The organism is Solwaraspora sp. WMMB762 (genome assembly GCF_049179115.1).
Taxonomy (GTDB): domain Bacteria; phylum Actinomycetota; class Actinomycetes; order Mycobacteriales; family Micromonosporaceae; genus Micromonospora_E.
In genome coordinates, this window is record NZ_JBMHMD010000001.1 from 2147523 (window position 1) to 2170765 (window position 23243).

The 23243-nt window shown below is 68.3% G+C and carries 24 protein-coding genes and 1 pseudogene; 8 read left to right on the forward strand and 17 right to left on the reverse strand.

Annotated features, from left to right (window positions below):
• Window positions 1-2: 2 nt before the first annotated feature.
• The 3 genes from ACN27J_RS09430 to ACN27J_RS09440 are packed head-to-tail and all read left to right on the forward strand — an operon-like array spanning window position 3 to window position 4667.
• Complete coding sequence (locus tag ACN27J_RS09430) at window positions 3-1658, forward strand: RAMP superfamily CRISPR-associated protein (RefSeq protein WP_421365202.1); 1656 nt, start codon at window positions 3-5, stop codon at window positions 1656-1658.
• Window positions 1655-2209: a type III-D CRISPR-associated protein Csx19 gene (gene csx19 / locus ACN27J_RS09435; RefSeq protein WP_421365204.1), complete on the forward strand. Its 555-nt coding sequence runs from the start codon at window positions 1655-1657 to the stop codon at window positions 2207-2209. The genes ACN27J_RS09430 and csx19 overlap by 4 nt, the downstream gene beginning before the upstream one ends.
• The gene (locus ACN27J_RS09440) at window positions 2202-4667 is read left to right on the forward strand and encodes a TIGR03986 family type III CRISPR-associated RAMP protein (RefSeq protein ID WP_421365206.1); all 2466 of its coding nucleotides are present in this window, start codon (window positions 2202-2204) and stop codon (window positions 4665-4667) included. Before csx19 ends, ACN27J_RS09440 begins: the two co-directional genes overlap by 8 nt.
• A gap of 44 nt (window positions 4668-4711) precedes the next feature.
• On the opposite strand, the gene ACN27J_RS09445 is transcribed toward ACN27J_RS09440, so the two are convergent.
• Window positions 4712-7138, reverse strand: coding sequence for a hypothetical protein (locus tag ACN27J_RS09445; protein WP_421365207.1), 2427 nt, complete (start codon window positions 7136-7138; stop codon window positions 4712-4714).
• A 155-nt stretch (window positions 7139-7293) separates the two neighbouring features.
• Here ACN27J_RS09445 and ACN27J_RS09450 point away from each other — a divergent pair, with 155 nt between their 5' ends.
• On the forward strand, window positions 7294-8421 hold the full coding sequence (locus ACN27J_RS09450) for an SAVED domain-containing protein (RefSeq protein ID WP_421365209.1): 1128 nt from the start codon (window positions 7294-7296) through the stop codon (window positions 8419-8421).
• A 943-nt stretch (window positions 8422-9364) separates the two neighbouring features.
• Here ACN27J_RS09450 and ACN27J_RS09455 read toward each other — a convergent pair.
• From ACN27J_RS09455 to ACN27J_RS09465, 3 genes are all read right to left on the reverse strand, one after another.
• The gene (locus ACN27J_RS09455; RefSeq protein WP_421365211.1) at window positions 9365-9493 is read right to left on the reverse strand and encodes a hypothetical protein; all 129 of its coding nucleotides are present in this window, start codon (window positions 9491-9493) and stop codon (window positions 9365-9367) included.
• 263 nt (window positions 9494-9756) lie between these two features.
• Window positions 9757-9948: a hypothetical protein gene (locus tag ACN27J_RS09460; protein ID WP_421365213.1), complete on the reverse strand. Its 192-nt coding sequence runs from the start codon at window positions 9946-9948 to the stop codon at window positions 9757-9759.
• Window positions 9945-10193, reverse strand: a complete 249-nt coding sequence (locus ACN27J_RS09465; RefSeq protein ID WP_421365215.1) for a hypothetical protein — start codon at window positions 10191-10193, stop codon at window positions 9945-9947. Before ACN27J_RS09465 ends, ACN27J_RS09460 begins: the two co-directional genes overlap by 4 nt.
• 182 nt (window positions 10194-10375) lie before the next feature.
• On the opposite strand from ACN27J_RS09465, the gene ACN27J_RS09470 reads away from it, so the two are divergent.
• Entirely contained in the window at window positions 10376-10639 is a 264-nt protein-coding gene (locus ACN27J_RS09470; RefSeq protein ID WP_421365216.1) for a GntR family transcriptional regulator, read from the forward strand.
• A 1194-nt stretch (window positions 10640-11833) separates the two neighbouring features.
• Here the strand turns inward: ACN27J_RS09470 and ACN27J_RS09475 are convergent.
• The 3 genes from ACN27J_RS09475 to ACN27J_RS09485 form a co-directional block, all read right to left on the reverse strand.
• Complete coding sequence (locus ACN27J_RS09475) at window positions 11834-12118, reverse strand: hypothetical protein (protein WP_421365219.1); 285 nt, start codon at window positions 12116-12118, stop codon at window positions 11834-11836.
• Window positions 12118-12441, reverse strand: coding sequence for a hypothetical protein (locus ACN27J_RS09480; RefSeq protein WP_421365221.1), 324 nt, complete (start codon window positions 12439-12441; stop codon window positions 12118-12120). The genes ACN27J_RS09475 and ACN27J_RS09480 overlap by 1 nt, the downstream gene beginning before the upstream one ends.
• A gap of 627 nt (window positions 12442-13068) precedes the next feature.
• Window positions 13069-13287: a hypothetical protein gene (locus ACN27J_RS09485; RefSeq protein WP_421365223.1), complete on the reverse strand. Its 219-nt coding sequence runs from the start codon at window positions 13285-13287 to the stop codon at window positions 13069-13071.
• A gap of 314 nt (window positions 13288-13601) precedes the next feature.
• Between ACN27J_RS09485 and ACN27J_RS09490 the strand changes: the two genes are divergently transcribed.
• From ACN27J_RS09490 to ACN27J_RS09500, 3 genes and pseudogenes are all read left to right on the forward strand, one after another.
• The gene (locus ACN27J_RS09490; protein WP_421365225.1) at window positions 13602-14441 is read left to right on the forward strand and encodes a helix-turn-helix domain-containing protein; all 840 of its coding nucleotides are present in this window, start codon (window positions 13602-13604) and stop codon (window positions 14439-14441) included.
• A 2-nt stretch (window positions 14442-14443) separates the two neighbouring features.
• Window positions 14444-14641, forward strand: coding sequence for a DUF397 domain-containing protein (locus tag ACN27J_RS09495; RefSeq protein ID WP_421365227.1), 198 nt, complete (start codon window positions 14444-14446; stop codon window positions 14639-14641).
• Between the two features lie 26 nt (window positions 14642-14667).
• Window positions 14668-14997, forward strand: a pseudogene (locus tag ACN27J_RS09500) (hypothetical protein); the annotation flags it as partial.
• Between the two features lie 248 nt (window positions 14998-15245).
• Here ACN27J_RS09500 and ACN27J_RS09505 read toward each other — a convergent pair.
• The 10 genes from ACN27J_RS09505 to ACN27J_RS09550 form a co-directional block, all read right to left on the reverse strand.
• Window positions 15246-15587 carry a hypothetical protein gene (locus ACN27J_RS09505; protein WP_421365228.1) on the reverse strand — a complete coding sequence of 114 codons (342 nt, stop codon included), beginning with the start codon at window positions 15585-15587 and terminating at the stop codon, window positions 15246-15248.
• A gap of 456 nt (window positions 15588-16043) precedes the next feature.
• Window positions 16044-16871 (reverse strand): transposase family protein, encoded by an 828-nt coding sequence (locus tag ACN27J_RS09510; RefSeq protein WP_421365230.1) that lies wholly within the window; start codon window positions 16869-16871, stop codon window positions 16044-16046.
• Between the two features lie 26 nt (window positions 16872-16897).
• A complete protein-coding gene (locus ACN27J_RS09515) occupies window positions 16898-17608 on the reverse strand; it encodes a helix-turn-helix domain-containing protein (protein ID WP_421365231.1) in 711 nt (236 codons plus the stop codon).
• Between the two features lie 128 nt (window positions 17609-17736).
• The gene (locus ACN27J_RS09520) at window positions 17737-18072 is read right to left on the reverse strand and encodes a type II toxin-antitoxin system Phd/YefM family antitoxin (protein ID WP_421365233.1); all 336 of its coding nucleotides are present in this window, start codon (window positions 18070-18072) and stop codon (window positions 17737-17739) included.
• A gap of 66 nt (window positions 18073-18138) precedes the next feature.
• Window positions 18139-18429: a hypothetical protein gene (locus ACN27J_RS09525; RefSeq protein WP_421365235.1), complete on the reverse strand. Its 291-nt coding sequence runs from the start codon at window positions 18427-18429 to the stop codon at window positions 18139-18141.
• A complete protein-coding gene (locus ACN27J_RS09530; protein WP_421365237.1) occupies window positions 18426-18704 on the reverse strand; it encodes a hypothetical protein in 279 nt (92 codons plus the stop codon). Before ACN27J_RS09530 ends, ACN27J_RS09525 begins: the two co-directional genes overlap by 4 nt.
• A gap of 5 nt (window positions 18705-18709) precedes the next feature.
• Entirely contained in the window at window positions 18710-19702 is a 993-nt protein-coding gene (gene cas1, locus ACN27J_RS09535; RefSeq protein WP_421365239.1) for a CRISPR-associated endonuclease Cas1, read from the reverse strand.
• On the reverse strand, window positions 19699-21114 hold the full coding sequence (locus ACN27J_RS09540; RefSeq protein ID WP_421372172.1) for a reverse transcriptase domain-containing protein: 1416 nt from the start codon (window positions 21112-21114) through the stop codon (window positions 19699-19701). The genes cas1 and ACN27J_RS09540 overlap by 4 nt, the downstream gene beginning before the upstream one ends.
• Entirely contained in the window at window positions 21030-21461 is a 432-nt protein-coding gene (locus ACN27J_RS09545) for a ThiF family adenylyltransferase (RefSeq protein WP_421365241.1), read from the reverse strand. The genes ACN27J_RS09540 and ACN27J_RS09545 overlap by 85 nt, the downstream gene beginning before the upstream one ends.
• Window positions 21462-21569: 108 nt before the next feature.
• The gene (locus ACN27J_RS09550) at window positions 21570-23234 is read right to left on the reverse strand and encodes a TolB family protein (protein WP_421365242.1); all 1665 of its coding nucleotides are present in this window, start codon (window positions 23232-23234) and stop codon (window positions 21570-21572) included.
• Window positions 23235-23243 lie beyond the last annotated feature (9 nt).

The following is a 23243-nucleotide window of genomic DNA, read 5'->3' on the forward strand; positions in this document are numbered from 1 at the left end:
GGGTGATCAGGCGGTGGGAGCTGACCGGCTCCCTGATGACGCAGGCGCCGCTGCACATCGGCGGCCTGGACGCCGGACCGGCGCAGCTGGTCCAGGCCCGCGACGGCGCGGGCCGGCCGCTGCTGCCGGGCACCGCGCTGGCCGGGGTGATCCGCTCCGCGCTGCGCGCCGACGGCGTACCCGACCATCGGTTGTGGGGGCTGCCGCCGGAGCGCGACGGCACCGGCGGAGAAGCTTCCTGGGTCCGGGTCGACGACGCCCCCGCCGTTGGCACGCCGTACGTCGAGGTACGCGACCACGTGTCGATCGACCGGGTGCACGGGGTGGCCGCCCGGGGGCATCTGTTCAGCCGCGAGGTGCTGGCCGCCGGCACCCGGTTCGCGTTCCGGATGGTGGTCGACGCGCCGGAGGGCGCCGACGCCGCCACGGCGGAGGATCTGGTCGACGCGGTCGCGGCGCGGTTACGCGGCCCGGGGATCAGCGTCGGCGCGGCCGTCACCCGTGGGCTCGGTCTGGTCCGGCTGGTCGACGCCGTACTGCGGGAATCGGATCTGGCCAGCCGGGCCGGCATGCTCGCCGCGCTGCGTACCGGCGGGGAGCCGGTCGACCTGCCGGCCGCCGACCCGGACGAGGTGCCGCCCGGGGTGCTGCGGATCGTCGTACCGTGGCGTCCGCGCGGGCCGCTGGCGGTGCAGGTCAGTTCGGACGGTGACGTGGTCAGCGCGTTCCCGCTGACCGGACGCGACGGGGAGCACACCCGCCTGGAGCTGCCGGGCAGCTCGATCAAGGGGGTGCTGCGCAGTCACGCCGAACGGATCACCCGTACGGTGACCGGTGCCCCCACCCCGGAGAAGTTTCTCGACCAGATGCGGGCCGACGGGCTGGGGCCGGTGGCGGCGCTGTTCGGCACCGCCGCCGCCCGCGACACCGACGATCCGACGCTGCCGGCCGGCCGTCGGGGTGCCCTGCGGGTCGCGACCTGTGTCAGCACCGCCGCCCTGCCGACGGCACAGTGGGAGGCGGTACGCCTGCTGCAACGACGCCTCGCCGACACCGTCGACCACGATGGAGCCGAGCCGCCTGGCGACGACGGCTCCGATCCGCCCGGCGACGACGGGCCGGGACGCACAGCCGATCAGGTACGGGCCGCGTTGGGCACGCTGCAACGCGCGGTCGACGAACTGAACGACTCCGTCGCCGGGATCCGGTTCACCATCGCCCATCACGTGGCGGTGGACCGCTGGACCGGCGGCGCGGCCGACTCCTTGCTGTTCGCGACGGTCCAGCCGCATGCCACCGACGCGGGCGCGGGCGCGGGCGCGTGGCAGCCGATCACGCTCGACCTGGCGATGGACCGGCTCGACCAGGATCCGACGACGACCAGCGCCACCGCCGACGACGACCGACGGGCGGCAGTGGCGTTGCTGCTGCTGGTGCTGCGGGACCTATGCGACGGCTGGATCGGCTTCGGCCACGGCACCACCCGTGGCGCGGGCGGGGTCCGGGTCGACCCGGCCGCGGTGACGTTCCGGGTCGGCCCACGGGCCGGCTGGTGCACCACGCTGGACGGCCGGTCGTTGGCCGACGTGTTGACCGACGACGAGGTGACCGCGCCGTTGACGGCGGCGTGGCTGGCGACGGCAGGAGGGCACGGATGAGCACCGTCGGAAGGGTCGTCGCTGACCGGGGGCACGGCCCGGTCGGCCCGGCCATGAAGGACTTTGCCAGCGGCGGTACGGCGGGGGTCGGGTTCTGCTACCGGCCGGCCGACGTCCGCTGGTTCCGGTTCGGCGTCGACGGGGTGCCGACCGGCCCCGACGGAGCGGCGCTCGACCTGACCGGGGTGTTCGAGCTGCGGGCGTTCACCGCCGCCGAGGAGCTGCGCTGGCGGCACGTCTCCGGCGGGTCCGGCTCCGCGACCGGTGTCGGTGGCGACGGGCTGGCGGAACACGGGCGGCTGCTGTGGGGCACGGTCGTCGGCCCGGCTCCCGGTGCGGGCTGGGCGGCGTTGCACGACGCCCGGATCGGGGTGCTGCACGTACCGGTCGACGGCCCGGCTCCCGCCGACGGACATCTCGTGTGGCTGCGGGTCGTCGAGTACGTCGAGGAGGACCGGCACGGCAACGTCGCCGTGGTCGACGAACGGCTTGTCGGGCTGACCGCCAGCCCACACCCCAACGCGGACCAGGAGGAAAAGCCCGATGAGTGACCAGCACCTGCCGATCGACGCGGCCGGTCCGATCAAGTTGGATGATACGGATGGGCACTTCCTCAATCCGTACGGCTTCGTGTCCATCCCGGACCGCGAGAACCTGCCGACGGAGTTGGCCGACGCGCCGCCCGCCGGCCACGACCGCTACGACCTGGACCGGTGGACCGGCACGATCGGGATGCGGGTCACCACCCGTACCCCGATGTTGATCCCGGACCACGGGCGGCGCGCGGCCGACGGCGACCGCCCCGACGCGCCGCTGCCGGTACGGGTCGACCACGCCGGCCGGCCGCAGCTGGCCGGCTCGGCGGTCAAAGGAGCGCTGCGGTCGGCGTACGAGGCGATCACCAACTCCCGGTTCGGCGTGTTCACCGGCCACGACCAGCAGTTGGCGATCCGGGCGACCACTGATCACGCGCTGCGGGCACGGCCCGCTGTGGTGACGAAGGTCAACAGCGACGGCGGCGCCGAGGTACGTCTGGTCACCTCCCTGGATCCCCGGGACTGGCAGGGCGAACAGCTGAAAAAGCCGGTACAGACCGCCGTGTGGGTGCCCCGGGAGCTGCCGTGCGAGTGCACCGGCGGGTGCAGCGGCCGCGTCGGCCATGGTGCCGCCGGTGAACAGGCATCGGCGCGCAGCCCCGAATTCGAGGCGTGGATCTACTTCGCCACGCTCGGTGTCTTTCCGCTATGGCGGGTCGCGATGTACGCCCGACCAGGTCAACTGTGCGACGAGGCGACGGCACGGCTGCGACGCGACGCGGACCGCAGGGACGAACGCGACCGGGCGAGACAGCGAGCCGCAGAGGCGGCCAGGCGGGGGCGCAACAGCCGCAACACCGGACTGGTCGTCACCGACCATCCGCTGGTGCGGGTCCGGGGCCGGCTGCACGCCACCGGCAGCACCTTCCCGGCGGGCGGCGGACGCAAGAGGTTCGAGCGGTTCGTGGTCACGAAGGTGATCACCGGCCCGGCCACGCTCCGGTCCACGACCCGGACGGTCAGCAAGGGTCTGGTCGACGGCTGGCGGGCAGTGATCGACTCCTACCAACGTGCCCACGAGACGGAGCGCAACCTGGAAGGCAACTACGGCAGCTACGTGTGGGACGCGAAGCGGTGGCGGTCGCTGCATGTCGGTGACACGCTCTACGTCGAGCTGGACCGGGGTACGCCGATCGGGTTGTATCCAGCGATGATCGGTCGGGTGCCGTTCCCCGGTGCGCCGTCGGCCAGCCTTCCGGACAAGCACCGGCCGGCGGTGAAGCGGACGGCGCTCTCCCCCGCCGACCGGGTGTTCGGTTGGGTCCGCCAAGGCGACGACGACACTGGCACCGCTACCGGCGCCCATCGGGGGCATCTGCGGGTGCTGCCACCGGACGGTACCGGGGTGCCCGGAGAAGACCGGATCCAACAGTTGGCCAGACCGCTGAAGCTGGTCACCTTGAACGGGCCGAAACCGGCTCAGTTTCTGTTCTACCTGGGTAACGCCGACGGCGCACCGTTGGAAGGTCCAGCAAGGCGCGCCGAGCACGGCTACCCGGACCGCGAAGGCATCCGGCGGGTTCGGGGTCGCAAGGTCTACCTCACCCACGCCGAGGTGCTGGAAAACGAATCAGCTTCACATCCATACTGGACACCGCCGGTCGCGGGCGGCCAGCCGGAACCGCTGCCGGTCGACGGACGGCCCCGCTTCCGGGAGTACGTCCGCCCACCGGTGGACGCCGACGCGAACGACAACGCCGAGATCACCACGTCGGTGTCGAGCTGGGTGAAGCCGCAGACCACCTTCTGCCTCAGCATCCAGGTCGACAATCTCACCGACACCGAGTTGGGGGCCCTACTGTGGCTACTGTCGCTGCCCGACAGCGCCTGCCTCAAACTGGGACTGGGCAAACCGTTGGGGTTCGGCGCGGTACGGGTCGAGATCAACTGGGACGACACCCGGTTGTTCACCGGCGACCGGCTGTTGGACCGCTACCGCAGCCTATCGCTGACTCCCCCAACGGCCGACCCGGACCTGACCGCGGCCCGCCGGCTCGTCGTCGAATACGACGACCTGCTGCGGGAGCACCTGCCGCAGGTGCGGGAGGAGTTCCTCAACGCCGCGTACGGGTTCGTCGGCGCCCCGGTGCATTACCCGCGCATGGCGGACCGCTCCCCGCCGGGCGTGCCGGCCGCACCTCGCAACACCACCTACGACTGGTGGGTGGCCAACGACAAGGTCGGCAACCGGCCGGGGTCGGTCTACGGCCGGCGGCTGTCCCTGGGCGAGCTGTCCGATCCAGGTTCGCTACCGCTGCCGTACGACCCGACCGACCGACGGCCAGGAGATCCGACTGGCAACCGGCCGGGTCCACGCGGTCGCCAGCCGGGTGGACCAGCCAACGGCCACAACAGGCACGGCCGCCGCCATGACGGCGGCCGGCGCAACGGTCGCGACGACCGACGTCGCTGAGCGGGAGCCGGCGCACAGGCTGCCGGGCTCCGGTGGAGGTCCCGCTACCGGAGCCCGGCCCCGGCCCGTCCTGACTGGGCGGCGTCGCGCGACCGGCGGGCCTGTTCGGCGTCGCGCAGCCGCCGTACGTCGGTGCGCAGCCCGTCGAGCAGGTCGACCAGCCGGGGGCCGTCGCCGGGCCGGTCACCGAGTACGTCCCGGACCGCGCCGGCCATCGCGGTGAGCAGACCGCTCACGGTGTGCTGCGCCTCCTGGGACCGCTGCCGGATCAGGTTGGCCAGCGCCCTCGCGTCGAACGGGCCGCCGCCATGGGTGATCGTCAACCGGTTGCGGACCTCGAACATCGGCCGCAGCAACTTCTGCCGGACCCCCGCCTTGAGCTGCTCATTGTCCAGGGAGTGTTCGAAGCTGGCGCAGGCGCCGACGACGGCGCGCATCCCGGTGGCGGTGTCGGTGTCGACGCCGGGCAGCGCCGCCCACACGTCGATCCGTTCGGCGATCATCCGGATGGTGAGATCCTCGGTGGCGGTGGCCGTCGCCTGGATCTGCGCCGGCCAGCTGCGCAGCCGCGCCCTGGCGCAGCGCAGCGCGTCGGACAGGCCCAACGCGCGGGCGCTCAGCGGCGCTCCCCCGGCGAGGGTGCCGAGCAGCCGGGCGGCGGTGTCGAGTTCGGCGATGTCCAGGGCGTGGCCGGCGGCGGTGAGGATGGCCTGGTCGGTGCCGAACCGCAGCGGCAGCCGGTGGGTACCGGCGGTGAGCACGTCGCGGTCGCTGGTGACGAGCTGCCGCAGGAACAGCGGGATGCCCTGGGCGGCGGCGGCCCGCTGCGCGGCGGCGAGCACCGTCAGCACGTGTTCCTTCGGGCCGGTGGGGATCAGCACGATCGCCCCGACGTCCTCGCCGAGGTGCTGGTGGAGCAGCTCGGCGGCGGCCTGTTCGGTGAAGGCGGCCGGGTCGTCGGCGGCGGTGCCCACGTCGGCGACCGGCGCTGCGACGGCGGGGTGCCCGGCGGCCTGCAGCCGGCCGGCGACCGCCTCGGCGTGCGAATAGGTGCGCGAGGTGGTGCCGAGCACGATGGCGCTCACCGGCACCGGGTGGCCGGCCGGCACCCCCAGGTAGGTGCGGACCGCCGGGTCGAGGTCGTTGCGCCGCTGCGGGTCGACGGCGGCCGCCGCGACCTGTTCGACGATGAACGGGCTGCCGTCGCGGGGTGGGTCACCGAGGACGGTGAGGTAGCAGACGGTGTCGCCGGGCACCAGGGGCACCGGTCCAAGTCCGGGCAGAGCCGGCGGGTCGTCGGGGCGGGTGGCGTCGTACGCGGCGAGATGCTCACGCAGCGCGGCGAGCATCTGCGGCTGCGGCGGCGCGAGCTCGTGGGCGCTGGCCTTGCCCATCTCGTTGAGCTGCTCCACGACCGGGGAGGTGAGCCACTGGCCGCTGGGGGCGGCTTTTGCGGCGAGCACGTCGGGGTCCTGCTGTTCCTCTCGGACGGTCCGCAGCATCTCGCCGAGGGTGGCGATCCGCCGCCCGTTGCGCCGCCGGGCCCAGTCGAGCAGGTCGACCGGGCTGTCGTCGTGTTCGCGCAGCTCCTGGTAGCGGTAGACGACGTAGACCCGGACGGCGAATCCGCTGCTGCCGTCGCCGCGCATCAACGCGGCGGCCATCGCGGCGCGGATCCGGCCGGCGGTCGGCGCGGTGTGCGCCTGGCCGTACTGGTCGGCTTCGGCGTCGATGATCCGCCGCTGCTCGGCGGTGAGTGCGAGTTGGCCGCTGTCGGCGAGGTCGCGCAGCAGGTCGTGGTAGCGCCAGCGGCGCAGCAGCGGCACGACCGGGTCGACCGGCAGGTCGGCGGTCGGGTCGTAGACGGCGTGCCGGGGCGGGGCGGTCGGCCCGATGCGGATCAGCGACCAGGGCAGCCCGGAGGCGATGACGGCGTCGAGCGCGCCGAGGGCGGACTGGGTGGCGCCGCTGCCCCAGACGACGTACGCCCGGTCGGGGCCGGGGCCGGGGCTGGCGGCGGTGTCGGTGCTGGCGTCGGCGCGGTCGTCGAGGACGCGGGTGACGCTGGCGGCGATGTCGGCTTCGTCGAGGCTGGCGGCCTCGGCGATCGTGACGGCGGCGACGGGTCCGCCGTACAGGTCGGGTCGGTGGTCGAGGGCGGCGGCGATCGCGGCCGCGATCGGGCGGACCTGCGCGGTGCTGACCAGCACCAGGTGTACGGCGACGCCGCCGGCCGGGTCGGGGTCGGCGGCATCGGTCCGCAGTGCGGCGAGCGCGGCGGCGAGCGGCGCGGCGTCGCCGGCGGTCTGTGCCGGGGTACGCAGCAGCAGAATCTCCGCGACGCGGTCGTCCTCGGGTGACAGGTGGCCGAGCTGGGCGAGCAGCTCGCTGGCGCCGGTCTTGTCCGGCGGTGGTACGCCCAGGTCGGCGTGGCCGACGGCGTGTAGCAGGTAGACAGTGCGAGGGGACACGGTCCGTCCTATCCCGATCACTATTCGATGATGACGTCGAGCCGGCCGACGTTACCAGCGAGTCAGCGGCCCGTCCCGCTGTGTCGGGAATCCGATCATCGGCGTGTCCCGGCGGTGGATTCCACAGTGGCGCGGACGGCGTCGATGATGGCACGGTGACGGACGATCGCTGGGACGGCCCGGGGTTGACGGTGTTCGGCTCGGCCACCGCTGGTGGCGGCCGGGCGGGCCGGGCCGGCGGCGGGTCGGGCGGTGACCGGGGCGGCTGGGCGGGCGGGCTGCGGGCGGCGTTGTCGGACGGGACGGCGGCGGTGGCGGTCGGCGGTGCGCTGGCCGGCGGGTTCGGTGTCGAGGCGGCCAAGTCGGTGATGGTCGGTGAGGCGGCCGGCCGGTGGTGGTTCGTGGTGGGCTGCCTGGCCGGGGTGGCGCTGCTGGTGGCCGGGTTCGGGCTGCGGGAGCGGGCGCACCGGCAGGTGCAGGTGGGGATCGTGGTGACCGCGCGCGACGTCGGGCGCGGGCTGGCCAAGGCCCGGCAGTACGAGCAGCAGGCCGAGGAGTTCAGCCGGTCGACGTGTGCGGTGACGGTGGCGACGGCGGTCACCTTGTCCGGTGATCCGGCGATGGACAAGGCTCGGGTCGAGGAGTTGGCGGATGAGACGTTCAACGCGTTGATGCTGGCGCAGCGGCTGACGCCGGAGGCGACCCGGGTCAATCTGATCCCGACGATGCCGCTGCATCTGGCGTTCTGGTTCGGGGCCCGGCTGGGTCACACCCATTCGCGTGAGGTGCGGGTCCACGCCGTCCGCCAGGCCGACGGGTCTCCCCCGTATTTCGCGGCGACGGCATTGCGGGCCACCGAGTCAGCGGCGGCTCCGTTGTCGGCGAGCCTGGAGACCGTCGAGGGCGGGGATCCGTCGCGGGCGGCGCTCGCGCTGGATCTGCAAGGTTTCGGGCGCCAGTTCGCCGATCCGGTACGGGAGACCTGCCGACAACACGGCATCGGTCACCTGCTGGTGCTGCGCAGCGCGGGTTCGTTGTTGGCAGAGGACGCGGCCACCTATACCGGGGTGGTGGAGCAGGCCCGCTGGGAGTGGCTGGCCGCCGCGTTGCCGAGTGCCGCCCGCACCGGACGGTACGCGGTGTTCCTCAGCGGCTCGGTGGCGATCTCGCTGGCGTTGGGTGCCCGCCTGGCGGCACCGGATCCGGGGCGGTGGACGGTCTTTTCGTTCGACCGGGACACCCACTCGTACCAACCGTTTCCCTTGCCGGAGCCGACCCGGTGAGCGACAATTTCCACATCGACCTGTGGGCGACTACCGGACGGGAGGTGAGACAGCCACGCCGGGCACAGCGGCCTCCATCGAGGACGGACAAGCCATCGATGTACGCAAGATTAAGTGCCGGAGTTGCGGCGAAATGTCGATTGCGACAACCTCCGACACGCCCGGGATCCGAGGGAGGTTGGCGGAAAGATCCCAAAGTACGCCCGAGCTGCGAAAACCCACCCCACAGAGATCATCTAAGCCGACATCAAGATCACGATGATCATGAGGTTGCCCTCGGAGCCACCTGTTTGCCCAGCTCAGACCGCCCGGCATTTCGGACACGGTCCCCAGACACACGACAACCGCACCGGATTGAAACCGGCGTACGCGATTGCTCTGGCGGCGATCTTCACCAGGTCCTCAGACACACGACAACCGCACCGGATTGAAACCGGCGTACGCGATTGCTCTGGCGGCGATCTTCACCAGGTCCTCAGACACACGACAACCGCACCGGATTGAAACCCTGCGGCACAACCCGTGGCTACCGTTGAGCCCCGGTCCCCAGACACACGACAACCGCACCGGATTGAAACTTGTCGAACGCCGCCTGGGCCACCGCGAGGGTGCGCTGTCCCCGGACACGAAAACCGCGCCAGATTGAAACCTGAACGTACTTCACTTCGCCTCCCACCTTTTCCCGTGTCCCCGGAAACACGAAAAACACGCCGGATTGAAGCCGACGACTCGGCGGATGGTCTTGGTGCGGTAGGTCTCCCCGGACACACGAAAACCGCGCCGGATTGAAACTAACCGGTCTTGGTGTACAGGCAGGCGAGCGGGTAGCCCTCGGACACACGAAAAACACGCCGGATTGGAACCGGCCCCAAGACGCGAGGAACGAGAAGACCCGAGCCGGATTTTGGGGCTGGGTGTCAGCGTGACGGCGGTGGGGTGGTGGTCAGCATGGCGGCGGTGGGGTGTTGGTCAGATCGCCGCGCTTGGGGCACCAGCGGCTCTTGACTCGGAACGAGAACAGGCCGGCGAGGAAGCCGAGCAACGCAGCGCTCGTCAACGCGCAGATGTCCATGATCCTCTGCCTTCTCTACGGATGAGGATGGTGGGGTCGGGTCGGTGGTTGCCGCCACCGGCCCGACCCCCGAGGTCCGCCGGGTCGCCCAAGCGGAACGGAAGCCCGGAGCGCCCGGCCGTACGATGCCCGTTGGCGGAGGCGTTGGCACCAGTGACCGGTCATGGAGCCGGGGCACCGTACGACGTAACCGCCCGAGCCAGTTCCGGCCGCCTCACCCACACGGACGACGGAACGCTCGGCCAGAAATTGGCCCGGTTCGGTCACTCCCGGCAGTAGTACGACTCGTACTCGTACAGCGCCGTTTGGCCCACCCCACGGTCGCGCTCGGAGAGGGTCAACAGCTTCACGGAGACCATGACGCGCTGCCCCGTCCCGCCGGAACCCGCGTCACACCACACCTCGACCGTGTCCGTCTTCGGCAGCTCACGCGGGCCGATCACCAGGATCGTCACGACGTACGCCCTCCACTCGAACCGGTGGGATCGAACCGGGCGAGCACGGCGGCCCGCTCCCTGCGAGACAGCTCCGGCGTGTGCGCCCACGTGGACAGCAGACGTTCGGCGCTGGGTCGGTCGGTGGCCTCGAACGCCCGGAGCGCGTTCTCCACGCGGTCGATGACAGGGCTCTTGCCGGGCGGGTAGAGCGCCATCAGCCGGGCGGGTGCGGGTTCGTCTGGTGGGGCGGGGAAACTGTTCATCGGGTCGGACCTCCTGTGTCCGATCAAGGCCCCGGGTTGGCGTGTCCGCGCCGCTCGGGGCCGCCTTGTCTGGCTTCCAGCCAGGACTTTACTGCCTTGCTGCCTAGGTTGCCTACGGTGCCGGGGTTGCCTAGGTCGCCGCTATTGCCGTGGGCACTCCGGTTGCCCGCGATGATGAAGGCATGACTGCCAGGATCGACCCGATGTCACCGGTACCTCGGTACCGGCAACTCGCCGCGATCCTGCGCAACGCGATCGAGGCAGGCGCGTACCCGCCGGGGAGCCGGCTCCCGTCCGAAAAGACGCTGACCCAGACCTACGGAGTAGCGCGCGAGACCGCCTCCAAGGCGATGGACGCACTGGCGGCCGAGGACCTGGCCGTGATGGTGCCCGGCGTGGGCTGGCACGTCCCGACCGGGGCAGGGACGGGGAGCCCTGACGCTTGAGCGTCAGACCCCTGCCGTCAACGAACGATCGCGGCCTGACCGAGCCGTTCCAATACGTGGGTGGCTGCCGCCGCTGCACCACACCGAGGCGGGTCAGTGCGTCCTTGTAGACGCCGATCGCGGCCATCAGCCGTCCCGGCCGTCGTGGACGTAGCCGTCCGGCCAGAGCGTCGACGTACTGCGACACAACGGGAGCCGACAGGCTCTGCTCTGGTCCCGTCTTTCCGACTCCACCAGCGTCAGTTGTCTGACACAGCTTGCTTGAAGTTCCCGACTCGGAAGCATCTGTGGCCGATCAACGCCTGGCCAGCAGCTCCCGACCCGTATCTCGTTGCACAGCAGCACGACGTACGGTTCGCTCATCCACTGCCCGAGGACGAGTCGTTTCCTCTTGCCGGAGCCAATCCGGTGAGCGACAATTTCCACATCGGCCTGTCGGCGACTACCGGACGGGAGGTGAGACGGCCACGCCGGGCACAGCGGCCTCCATCGAGGACGGACAAGCCATCGATGTACGCAAGATTAGGTGCCGGAGTTGCGGCGAAATGTCGATTGCGACAACCTCCGACACGCCCGGAATCCGGGGGGAGGTTGGCGGAAAGATCCCAAAGTACGCCCGAGCTGCGAAAACCCGCCTCACAGAGATCATCTGAGCCGGCACCAAGATCCGATGATCACGAGGCTTCCCTCCGAGCCACCCGTTTGCCCAACTCAGACCACCCGACATTTCGGACACGGTCCCCGGGCACACCAAAAACCGCACCGGATTGAAACTCTGCGACATACGTCACCTCCTTTGTTTGTTCCGGTCCCGGACACACGAAAACCGCGCCGGATTGAAACACGATCATCGTCCCGACGAGGACGATCGAGAATGACCGTTCCCGGATCCACGAAAACCGCGACGGATTGAAACTTGGGCGCAGCATCGAGGGCGATGATCAGGCCGGGTCCCCGAAACACGAAAACCGCGCCGAAATGAAACAAACCCAAAACGTCAGGGATGAGAAAACCCGACCCGAATTCAGTGCTGAGTGTCAGCGCGGTGGCGGTGGGGTGACCGTGTAGATGGCGGCGGGCACGGGCCGAGCGGCCGTTCGCGTGGTCGGGGCGGACGTGGGGGGGCATCACCGCCCGTCGGGTACCCCGTGCCCGACCGCCCACCAGGGGTTCCGGCGGCACGCGCCCCGGGGTCTACGGCCGCTCGGTGGCAGGGAAGTCGAAACCGTTGGGCGGCCGCCGGCGTTGCATCACACCGGGGCGGGTCAGCGCTGACTTGTATACGCCGATCGCGGCCATCCGCCCGTCCCGCCCGGCCGAGGTGATCGTGGCGAGGATGCCGACCACCGGAGAGTCGGCGTCGTCGAGGCCGTACCGGATGTCGGAGACCCGGACCGTCATCGAGCGGTCGCCGAACACCCAGTCGGCCTTACCGAGATGCAGCGTGTCGCCCACCCGGATCAGATCGCGGTCGACCATCAGTCGTCCCGGCCGTCGTGGACGTACCCGTCCGGCCAGAGCCCGGCGTAATGCAACACCGCCCGCACCCGACGCGCCCGACTGTGGTCCCACCGATCCAGCACCGCCAACGCGCTGGTAAACGGTGGACAGAAGGCCGGCATGTCACACACCCGGCACTCGGCCAACCGACTCGGCATGTGCCCCACGACGGTCTCCCGCGCCTGGTCCAAGACATCCGCGTCCGGCCGGTTCCGCATCGCCGCCGCCACCCCACGAGCGGCCAGCAACCGGAAACGCGGATCCCGCCCGATGTCCGTCTCCCCCGGCGTCCGTCGCGGCAACGGTGGTCGATCCGGCGTCGGACCCGAGTTGGGCCTGACGTTCGGAGCCAGGTGGTGTCTGTTGGCGGGGCCTTGGTTCCTGGTCACGTTTCCCTCCTGAGAAAAGTCGTGTAGTAATCCTCTTCGTACTTCCTCTGTGGATCGGTCAGGCTGACCCCACGTCCGGCCACAGGTCAGGCAGCGACGACCCCCGCGACGCTGGCCACAAGCAGGGAGTCGGTGCGAGGACGTCAGTGCGGCGGCGGAGTGGTAGTGAGTTCGCCGCATTTGGGGCACCAGCGGCGCTTGACCCGGAATGAGAACAGTCCAGCGAGGTAGCCGAGCACCGTGGCGCTGGTCAACGCGCAGATGTCCATGATCGTCTGCCTTTCTCGTAGGGGTGCGGGGGTAGGGGTCGGACCGGTGGTTGCCGCCATCGGCCCGACCCCAGCTCAACAGGGCATTGGCGGTCAGATCGACCGTCGTCGCCACCGCCGCCGGGGCGGGTTCTCCTCACGGTGCTGCCGTTGGTGCTCGCATACCGGCTCCTCCGACGCCTGCTGGTCGTGGTCGTCCGGGTCGAACGGGTACCGGCGGTGCGAGCGTCCTCGAAGTGCCTGTCCTCGTCACCGGGCCGGATGACCGACATCAGCGCCACCACCCGATGAACCGCGAGTGCAGATAGCCGCACCGGTAGTCGGGCAGGTCCGCCATCGCATCCAGCAGACACGTCGCCATGTACACCGACAGCGACACCACCGCGCCCGCGTACTCGGCCAACAGCTCCCGCCGCCGCGTCTGACACGGCCACGGCAACCCGCAACCAGCGCACATCCAGGTCGGACGCGACGGGTAGTGCACAGTCACCGGGTCTCCCCCGGCCAGTGACCCCGGTTGATCGGAATCCGGTGCCGCGCCCGGCAGGGCAGCACCGACCCGCACCGGCAGATCCGCCGCCACCTGGACCAGGACCACACCGGCCGATGCCGGCGAGCCAGCGTCATTGCAACCGCCACCAGGTACGAGTCGTAGGTGACACGCCCAGACACACGACCTCCCGCAAGCCCGAACCGCACTCCTAATTTGCAAGTCCAAAAACGATGGTACGTGTGAGGACACACTTTGGGAACCCACCCGGCACGTCCCACACCCACCAGGACAGCCGTCAGATACTCACCACCATGGTCAACCCGACGATCCAACGCCGACGCCTCGGCAACGCCCTCAAACGCGCCCGCGAAGCCGCCGGCAAAACCCAGGACGACGCCGCCAAGATCATCGACTCCTCAGCCAGCAAGATCAGCCGACTCGAACTCGGCCAGTCCGGCATCCGCCAAACCGACCTCACCCTGCTCCTCGACTACTACGGCGTCACCCGCGACGACGCCGAACCCCTCCGCGACCTCGCACGCGCCGGCCGCCAACGCGGAAGATGGAGCGGCTACCGCAACGTCATCCCCGACTGGTTCCGCCAATACCTCGACCTCGAAGCAGACGCCACCCACATCCGCTGGTACCAGCCAGAAGTCATCCCCGGCATCCTCCAGACCGAGCCCTACATCCGCGCCCTCAACCAACGCACCCACACCGACGACCTCGAACGACAGATCTCCGTACGACTCGAACGACAGAAGGTCATCGACCAGCCCGACGGAGCCCACCTCCACCTGATCCTCAGCGAGTCAGCCCTACGCCGCACCCTCGGCGACCCGTCCGCCATGCACCAGCAGCTCACCCACCTAGCGTCACTGGCAAACCGCCCCAACGTGACGATCCAGGTGTTCCCGTTCGACGCCCCCACCTACGAGACCTCGTCGTACAACTTCATCATCCTGCGCTTCGGCGAAGAGACGGCGTCCGAAGTCGTCTACCTGGAGACCCTCACCGACGCCGACTACCTCGACGGCCCCGAGGCGGTCCGGGCATACACTCGGCTCTGGGAACGACTCACCGCCGCCGCACTCGGCCCGGTCGAGTCCCGCACCCTCATCCAACAGATCGCAGACGACACCAGAGGCTGACCATGAACACGCCCCACCCCACCTGGCGCAAGTCCAGCCGCAGCGACAACAACGGCGGTGCCTGCGTCGAGGTCGCCAGCATGCCCCACACCACCGCAGTCCGCGACAGCAAAGACCACACCGGCCCAACGCTCACCTTCACCACCACCGGATGGACCGCCTTCATCCACGCGGTCAAGACCGACGGGTTCAACGCCTGAACCAGCCCGCGCCCGTACAGCCATCGACTGGTCCGCAGCCACCAGCCGACTACCTTTCGTACGGGGACCGCAAGCCGTACGTCGTGGCCGACACGCTCACCGCGCTAACCGGCCCGACCGAGGGCGTGCTCGCCCTCCCCCACCATCTGGACTGGTCCGGCAACGCCGAGTACGACCTGGGCCGGCCCGCTCGCCTCGCCAGCATGTACAAGGTGGTGCTCATCGAAGCCGGCACAGTCGACGACCTGAACACCTGGCTCAACGCCGACCTGCTCCGGCGACTCTGGCCCACCCTCTGGCTGCCACCCCAACTGCGGCAACTCTGGGAACGCGCCTTTCCCGGATACGTTCCCTGAACGACTCGCCCGCACCGGACTCACCGCCGCCCGCCGATACGGTTGTACTCACCAACGGCTAGCAATGTCGGCTGCCTCACGGGATACAAAACCGAGCAGTCGCCGCTCCGAAGGGCAACAGCTCACCCATCAACTGATTTATTTATCTGACAACAAAAATGTGACCTACGCAACCAGAGCGCCAGCCCAGGCCTACAACCAGCCCTCAGGCAATATCAATTGGACGACACAAAGCCCGACTGAGCCAATCAACCCACCGTTTTCTGTGATAGTTCGACACCGACCCTCGCCGCCCAACGCTCCAGGTCCGCCCTGCCGTTACGCCAGTACCGCATGCGAAGGGCACCCTCACGACTCACCTGCAGCGCCTCCGGCTGCCCGAACGCTTGGAAAAGTCCGGTGACGACCTCGTAGGTTGCCGCCAGAGCCGGGGCACCGTCCTCAGCAATATCATCGATGCCGAACAGCCCCGTCGACACAGGTGGAACCACTACAGCCTGCTGTCCTAGCTGTTTCGAGAAACCGTAATGACGGCTGTGGGTCAACACCACCGGTCGATCAGCAGCAGCGGGCCAGATCGTCGCCCGCACGGAGGCGTTCCCACCAGCGGCTGAGCGATCTCGTGCGTGTCTGGCCAAGAAGCGCAGCCCACTCCACACTGCGTTGACCGCGTGCTCGTCATCAACTCCGATATCCCCCGCCTCATCTTCACGGGATCGACCTACCAACGCGGCAAAACACCCGACCCCGCTCTCGTACAGCTCGCAAGCCAGCCGCCCGGCCAGTCCATTATTACCCAAGCTTGCATCAGCGATCAGTCTTCGACTAGCCACTGAAGCATGCCGCCACGACATGCCAAGAGGAATCACCAGTGGGCTACTCCCCATGACCGACGCCTGGAAATCTCGCCACACTTTAGTGTCGATACTGAATCCGCCGGGTAGCTCCGGAGCCAGCGTTATAACTACATATACCTGGAGGACTTCCCGAAACTATTACCGGGCTTTCTCAACGTAATCCGTAAACGCGAAAGATCTCCAACTTCATTACCGTCGTAATGTGGCAGGAAAGTGTTCCAACGATCTGCGGAACCCGGTCTTGAGAACCTTCCAACACTTCAGATGGGCGATCGCGCGTTCGACGGCGGCGCGGAGCCGGTTGAGTGCGGTGTTGCACGCGCGTCGGACCCCGGTCAACTCCCGACCCCGAGGCTTCTTGTACGGACTCACGATGCCGGCACCCTGGTACCCCTTGTCACCGATCATCCCGGGCCCGCCGGGGGCGTAGTGGCCGGCCCACCCGGCGGCGATCCCGGACACGTCGAACGCCTTCCGGTCGTGCATGCCACCCGGACACGGGTCACCCACATCGACCACCCGCCCGGCGAGATTGGCCACCACCTGCACGTTCTGCCCACAGAAGCCCTTCTTCTCGGAGAACAGCCCGTCGACGTCGTCGCGTTCCCCGACCGGCGCGACCAGACCATCGACCAGGACCGCGTCCCGGCGGGCCTGGTCACGGACCTGCTCGTACAGCGGGGTCAACACCACGTCCACCAGCGGCTCCAGCTCCTCCTGATACCGCTCCACGGTCGTCGAACCGCAGCCGAAAACCTCACCGATCACGTCCGGCGCCAGATTGTGCCGCAGCCCGAACAACACCAGCACCAACGCCGTGTACAGCGGCAACGCCCGAGGGCGCCCCACCGGCAGGTCCCAGTCGACCAGCGCGTCCACCTGCTCGTACAGCCAGTCCAGTTGATCGGAGTCCAGTCCGGTCATACGCTCACAGCGCGGCGGCCGGCCGTCGATCGTTTGAGTCCACACAACCCAGATGATCCAGACGTCGCCGGCCGCCGTTTCCACAAACGACACGCCCACCTTGGTCACACCACAGGCCGTCACCCCACGTAATATCGACGAACCTCGGTGCCAATCGGCTCGAAGCCTATTGGGAAGTCCTCCTGCTGCGCCACATCGAGCCGCGCAACGAACTCGCCTTCGCATCGCTCAAGATCGTTGATTCGGTTCGCGATTCCCGCTAAGCGAGCCGCGTAGGCTTGCGCCACTTCGGGCTCGGACAGGTACGTCGTCGTCGTTCCATTCCGCTTCGGAAAGCGCAGGGCATCGTTTACGAGCACTGCATGCGGCGCCGATGGACTACGAGGTACGGCGATCACGATGAAGCCATAGCCAGGCTGGCCCGGATCCTCCACCTGAAGCACATCGAAGATCGGCAGTGGTGAAACCTGTGACGCTACGATCTGCCGAATACGACCGACCTCGGCGTCGCTTAGAGCCACCCCTGGTGCCGACGAAGCGCGCGCCTGATCATCCTCAACAACGCCGAGCAGGATCGCGCCGCCAGCCGTGTTCGCCATGGCCGCGACGTCACCGCCGAGATCCCGCTTGTCCTTGTCGCTCCGCCCGTACAGCTCACCCTTGAAGTCCAAGTCATACGACTCCGTCACCAAACTCCCAACCAGCGACGCGACCTGAGCGTGTGTGACCTCCTCTAGTCGTCCGCCGAGGAGTCGCTCAAGCCGTCGAGAACGCAGCGCAACCATCTCATGATCCTTTGTCAGCTCGCCCGACAAGTCACGCACCGTCACCCGGCGCGCCACCTGAACCTGTCTACCATGGAACGGCGCTGATCACGTAACGGGAAGGACGCAGGGCCAAAGATACCGTGACCTGACGCCTGAAAGGGCCCATTGGGCTGTCGCAGTTCAGCAACGGGCTACTCTCTACGTTCTCGGAGGTCGGGAACCGGAATTGACGCCGCCGCACCGTCAGCGCGGTCGGCCAGCAACGCTTCGACTTCACGAGGTTCGACGCCGAGCGATTCCAGCGCCGCAGGCAGCAGCACGAACAGCCCTTTGGCACGGGAGCGGGCGATCACCGCAGCGTCCTTGCTGTCGCGGAACGCTTCGAGTTCTTCCCACTCGTCGATCCCGACCAGCACGGCCACCGGCCGCTCGTACCGAGTGATGACGACCGGCTCACCGGTGCGCCCGACCGATTCCAGCGCCCTGCCCGCGTCATCGCGGAGGTCTTGCAGCGTGATCCGCTCCACACGGGAACCGTACCGCGCGGTGCTTTGCCAGCCATGTTGGCGACCCCTGTAGATCGGCGGCCACGTTCAGTGGGCGGTCCAGCCGGGTTGGCGGGTGAGGCGGTGTGGCTGGCGGACCGGCAGCCACCTGGCCCGGCGGGCGCAGTCGGGGCACGGGGCGTGGCCGTGGATCCGGTCCGCCGGGCCGGCGACCGCGGCCAGGTCGGCGACGACCCGCGCCGCGGTCAGGTTGACCTCCGGTGGCACCAGCCACCCGCTGTACTGGAAGCGGTCGGCGATCGGGCCGAGCCGGGCACGTACCTCGGCACGGCGGCGGTCGTTCACGATGTCGTAGACGACGAGCACCGGCCGGTTCACCAGCCGGCCCAGCCCTGCTCGGGAAGGACTTCCAGCGGTACGCCGTACCCGGCGGTTTCGCATTCCGGGCAGGACGGCAGGGCCAGCAGGTGCCCGCCACCGGTGAACCGTTCGGCGCTGGCGGCGAGCAGCCGGTCCAGGTGCGCGTCACCGATGTGGATGGTGAAGACGCTGTACAGCACCCGTACGCCGTGGCGGCGCAGCAGCGTCGTCAGCTGCCGGCGGTCGCGGTCGTCGGGCAGGTCGAAGGTGACGGTCCACCAGCTGGGCTGCATGACGGTCACCTCCAGCGGAACGGCCGGTACTGCGCCTGCTCATCGAGCAGCCAGCCGCGCAGCCGCAGCGCCTGGCGGCGTACCAGTTGGTGGTAGGTCGGCTGGTCGGCGGGGGCCGGCCATTCGCGGGCCGGCATGGCCAGCCGGGCCTGATACCGCGAGATCAGCGCGGACGTCGCGCCGGGTGTCAGGTGGGTGCCGTCGAAGTCGGCGTCGGTCACGGTACGCAGGCCGAGCATCGCCAGTACGGTGCTTTCCAGCAGCGCCGGCCGCCACTCCTCCATCAGGTCGAAGGCGAGCGTGGGCCGGCCCCGGCTCGGGGTGTGCAGGAACGACAGGTACGGGTCGAGCCCGGCGGCGAGGATCGCCCCGTGCACGGTTTCCCGCAGCAGCGCCGAGCAGTAGTTGATCAGCGCGTTGATCACGTCACGGCGGCTGCGGTCGCGGGCGGCGAAGCCGTACTCGGCCGGGGTCATCACCCTGATCGCGCGGAAGTACGCCCCGGCCGCCGCGCCTTCGATGCCGATCAGTTGCGCCAGGTCGCTCGCGGCGCTGGCGGCCTGCTCGAACTCGGCGAGCCGGGTGACCGACGCCCACACCGTCGCCGGGTCGCCGCTGCGTTTGGCGCGGCGGCGCAGCAGCGTCGCCTGGTTGGCGATCTTGGCGGGGATGACGGCGCGGGCCAGGTCGAGCCGGGCGGCCGGATCGCGGTGCCGGTCGAGTTGGCGCAGCCGGGCGGCGATGTGCCCGGCGGTGGGCGGTTCGAGCCGACCCAGCGGGCGGCCGGTGCGGCTGAGCAGGATCAGCGGGATGTCGTGGGCGAGCATGCTGTGCATGGCGTGCGGGGTGACGGTCACCCGGCCGGTGGTGACGACCTCGCCGACCATGGTCAGCGGCGCGGAGGCGCGCAGCACACCGTCGCGGTGCACGACGAGCCGGCCGTCGCGCCGGCCGAGGACGCAGTCCGGGCCGATCACGTGGAACGCCTTGCCGATCATCGCCGGCTCCCGTTGCTGGCCGGCAGCTTGCCCCGCTGCGGCGTGTTGAGCAGCGGATGGGTCCAGTCCGCGTTGGGCTGCTCGGGCCGGCCGTGCTCGCCGTCGAACACCCAGCCGAGCATGCTGAACCCGGCGTCGAACGTGGTGATCTGCGTCTTGTCCGGGTGCAGCCGCAGGTTGAGCGCGGCCAACTCGGCGCCGATCTGCCGGGCGCCGCTGATCGCCGCATCGAGGTCGAGGCAGAACAGCGCCAGGTCGTCGGCGTAGCGCACCAGTCGGCCGTGCCGGCCGTCGACCCGGGCGTCGAATTCACGCAGGTAGAGATTGGCCAGGGTCGGGCTGATCGGCGCGCCTTCGGGAACACCCCGGACCCGGGTACGCAGACCGGCGGCGGTCAGCATCGGCGCGGTGAACCAGCCGCGTACGATCCGGCTGACCGCCGGGTCGGCGAGACTGCCGCTGACCATCTCGTGGAGGAGCTGGTGGTCGACGCTGGCGAAGAAGTCGGCGATGTCCGCGCGGACCACATAGCGCAACCCCTTGTCCCGGTACGCGAGAGCCATCGTCAGCGCGTCCACCCAGGAACGACCCCGCTGGTACGCGAAACTGACCTCGGCGCGGCGGGTCTCCCACCGGTCGCCGGCGACGTGTAGGAAAGCGCGCTGGGCGACCCGGTCGGCGACGGTCGGAATGCCCCGGTCGCGGCGCTCGCCACCACGGGTGACGGTCATCAGTCGAAGGGGTTGCGGGAGGTATTCGCCGCTGCGCAGCAGCGCGGACAGCGACTCCAGCCGTGGCCCGAGGTGATGGGCGAACTCGGCGACGGTCACACCGTCCACTCCGGCGAGTGCGGTGCCGGCGGCGACCCGCGACCACGCGGCCCACAACGTCGGCTGGTCAGACATCCGACTCAACAGCCGGGAAGGGGGCCGCCACGGCGAGACATAGTTCAGCAGCTCGCCGACGGCGTACCCGGCGATGATCTGGTTGAGGAAGACCACGCTGGGCGTCGGCTCGGCCGGATCGTCGACCCGGTATCCGGCCGCCTGGCGCGCAGCAGCCAACCCCGGGTCAAGCTCGGCGTCCACCAGACGCGGGTCGTAGCCGGACAGGCAGAGCAGGCACGGGCCGCCGGGGCGGACCACCGCCAGATGCCCACCGGCTTCCAGCCGTACCCGGGAATTGGCTTCTTGATTGTGGTCGTCGGGCGGCTCCGGGCGGGGTGCCGGCCCCAGCTCGACCCCGACGTCGAGATAGCAGCGGGCGTACTGCACGGCCAGCCGGTTCAACGCCCAGCGTGGCGCGTGCCCGTCGACCGCGCCGAGGATCACCTCGGCCGGGCGCACCTGCTGCCAGACGACCGGGTCGAGGATGCTGCCGGCGATGCCGCGTACCCGTACCTGCGGGTTGATGGTCCGGACCGTGCGAGACGCGACGGTGACCTTGGTCGCCGCCCGCGCACGTCGGCCGGCTTCGCACCGACCAGACGGTTCAGGTTGGTGGCGGTGACCGTGTCCGGGTCGACCAGCAGCAGCCCGCCCACCCCCAGGTGGGCCAGGGACTGGACGACCTGGCTGCCGACGCCGCCGAGGCCGACCACGGCGACGGTCAGCTCGGCGAGCCGGTGCTGCGTGTGCGGACCGACGCCCCGCATCGGCCGGTCGTAGCTGTCGGTGCTGGCAGTCGTGATCGCGTCGGCGTTTGATAGTGCAGCAGATGCTGGTGCGGCGGCGATGGACAGCACGGCCTGCGTCCGCACTGGTCAGGTTGCACTTCCTGTCGCCAAGCTTAAGGGGTACTCCCGTAACAGTGACGGCACCTCATTCAATGACGAGAATCAGAATGATCATCCTTTGGTATTCATTTACTATTCTCCAACGCGAACTAAGGTAAAGCAAATTGCGCTACAATACTCGATTGTAGCTTCGTCAACTTGCGCAACTGTTTGAAAGCTCGCCGACTCGTAGGGCTCACCCTCCCGCACCGGCTCACGCGACTGGAACCATCGCGGAGGCAGACTGCCGGGCACTCTTCGGCCCTCAAAAACTAAGGCTGTATCCGTAGCTTCGACACGTTCTCTCGCAACAAGCCTATCTCCAATGATTTTGATATCGAGGATCGCGCCGCTGGCGTCGCCAAACCCGTCGACAACACGCCAGGCGCCGTTTAGGCTTTTCAAATCCTGCGTGGCAGCCATTCCCGTGCTCACTCTGACAACTGGGGGAATGCTCTCCCCCTGGGGCAGATAGCCAAGCTCCGCGACGTAGATTCCTTGGGGAAGATGAGTTCCAGAAACCTCTCGGCCGGCTTGCTCGGACATAAATGCAATAAACCGACCGTCCGCCGTCATATCAATTCGATCGTCGCAAGGACGGACAACATCAACACCTTGGCACATACCATCCGAGAGGCGCAGCGTCACGCCAGCCACAGTATCCCGAACAAACACGTCGATCTTTGCGTTAGAGTCACCCGATATGAGGTTAGACGCCCGTGAAGTGAAGGCTACAAGTCGCCCATCGGCACTCACCACCGCACCGCCCGAATCGCCATCTGATTGACCACCACCAACCGCACTCGACACCAGCTTTATCCTCTTGTTTTTTCGGTCATAAATATATATATCCACAAAATCGTTTACGTCAACAGAATCCAGGTGACGGCTTGTACTGAAAGCAACATAACGCCCATCGTCGCTGATGGAAGAGCTGCCAAAATATCCATCACCTACGCCACCATCCACCGGAATCATGCCATAGACGTTTTTCTGTCGATCCCACCACCACAATCGTTCTCCGATTAGACCGGAGGTATCGGAATTGGTCTCGTGTGAGACAAAAGTAATGTACCGACCATCGCGTGATACTGACGGAAATCGGATTGATACGTCAGATCCAGGCTCGACAAGCGACGGCGGCATGATGGCGGAGATCTGGCCGGTCACTTCATCGCCCAACAACACCATGTCCTGATCGTCGGCATAAACGTTGAGGACAAACACGCTGGCATCTTTATCAACGACCGGCGGCACCAAGCTACCCCTCACCTCACCACCCGCTGCAATCACTACATTTTCCGCAAGACCCTTGGCGAGGAACAGCTCAACTTGAGCGGTCTTTGTATTCATCTTATAAGGCAAGCTTTGGGTAACGTTGAACACTACGGATGATCCATCAGCAACAAGCTCCGGGTTGACCATTGCGCCATCAATCGCATTGGGCAAAAGGACTGGGCGATATGCCCCCGAGAGGCGGTCACGCAGGACGATTCCCCAAGCACTCCGAGGATCGGTGGGAACAAGCGCTCCAGATTGCGTTTGATACGCAATAAATCGGCCGTCATCGCTGATTGTTGGTGCGCCCGCGAGGCCATCGTATGGGCGTCCATCTGGATCACCATTTTCGAGTGCAAGACGCATGAACGCCACCTCATCGCCCGCCGATGGCGTTTCCACCGACATGAATCCGTCGCCGTCGCCGGCTCGAGTCACGACTACAATCGCTACTGCAACTACCACGGCAGGAAGAAGCATAATTACGAT

Coding starts and splice junctions, on each gene's coding strand:
- csx19 (WP_421365204.1), top strand. CDS start 1,655: ATGAGCACCGTCGGAAGGGTCGTCGCTGACCGGGGGCACGGCCCGGTC.
- ACN27J_RS09440 (WP_421365206.1), top strand. CDS start 2,202: ATGAGTGACCAGCACCTGCCGATCGACGCGGCCGGTCCGATCAAGTTG.
- ACN27J_RS09455 (WP_421365211.1), bottom strand. CDS start 9,493: ATGGACATCTGCGCGTTGACGAGCGCTGCGTTGCTCGGCTTCCTCGCC.
- ACN27J_RS09465 (WP_421365215.1), bottom strand. CDS start 10,193: ATGAACAGTTTCCCCGCCCCACCAGACGAACCCGCACCCGCCCGGCTG.
- ACN27J_RS09470 (WP_421365216.1), top strand. CDS start 10,376: ATGACTGCCAGGATCGACCCGATGTCACCGGTACCTCGGTACCGGCAA.
- ACN27J_RS09475 (WP_421365219.1), bottom strand. CDS start 12,118: ATGGTCGACCGCGATCTGATCCGGGTGGGCGACACGCTGCATCTCGGT.
- ACN27J_RS09490 (WP_421365225.1), top strand. CDS start 13,602: ATGGTCAACCCGACGATCCAACGCCGACGCCTCGGCAACGCCCTCAAA.
- ACN27J_RS09495 (WP_421365227.1), top strand. CDS start 14,444: ATGAACACGCCCCACCCCACCTGGCGCAAGTCCAGCCGCAGCGACAAC.
- ACN27J_RS09530 (WP_421365237.1), bottom strand. CDS start 18,704: ATGCAGCCCAGCTGGTGGACCGTCACCTTCGACCTGCCCGACGACCGC.
- cas1 (WP_421365239.1), bottom strand. CDS start 19,702: ATGATCGGCAAGGCGTTCCACGTGATCGGCCCGGACTGCGTCCTCGGC.
- ACN27J_RS09550 (WP_421365242.1), bottom strand. CDS start 23,234: ATGCTTCTTCCTGCCGTGGTAGTTGCAGTAGCGATTGTAGTCGTGACT.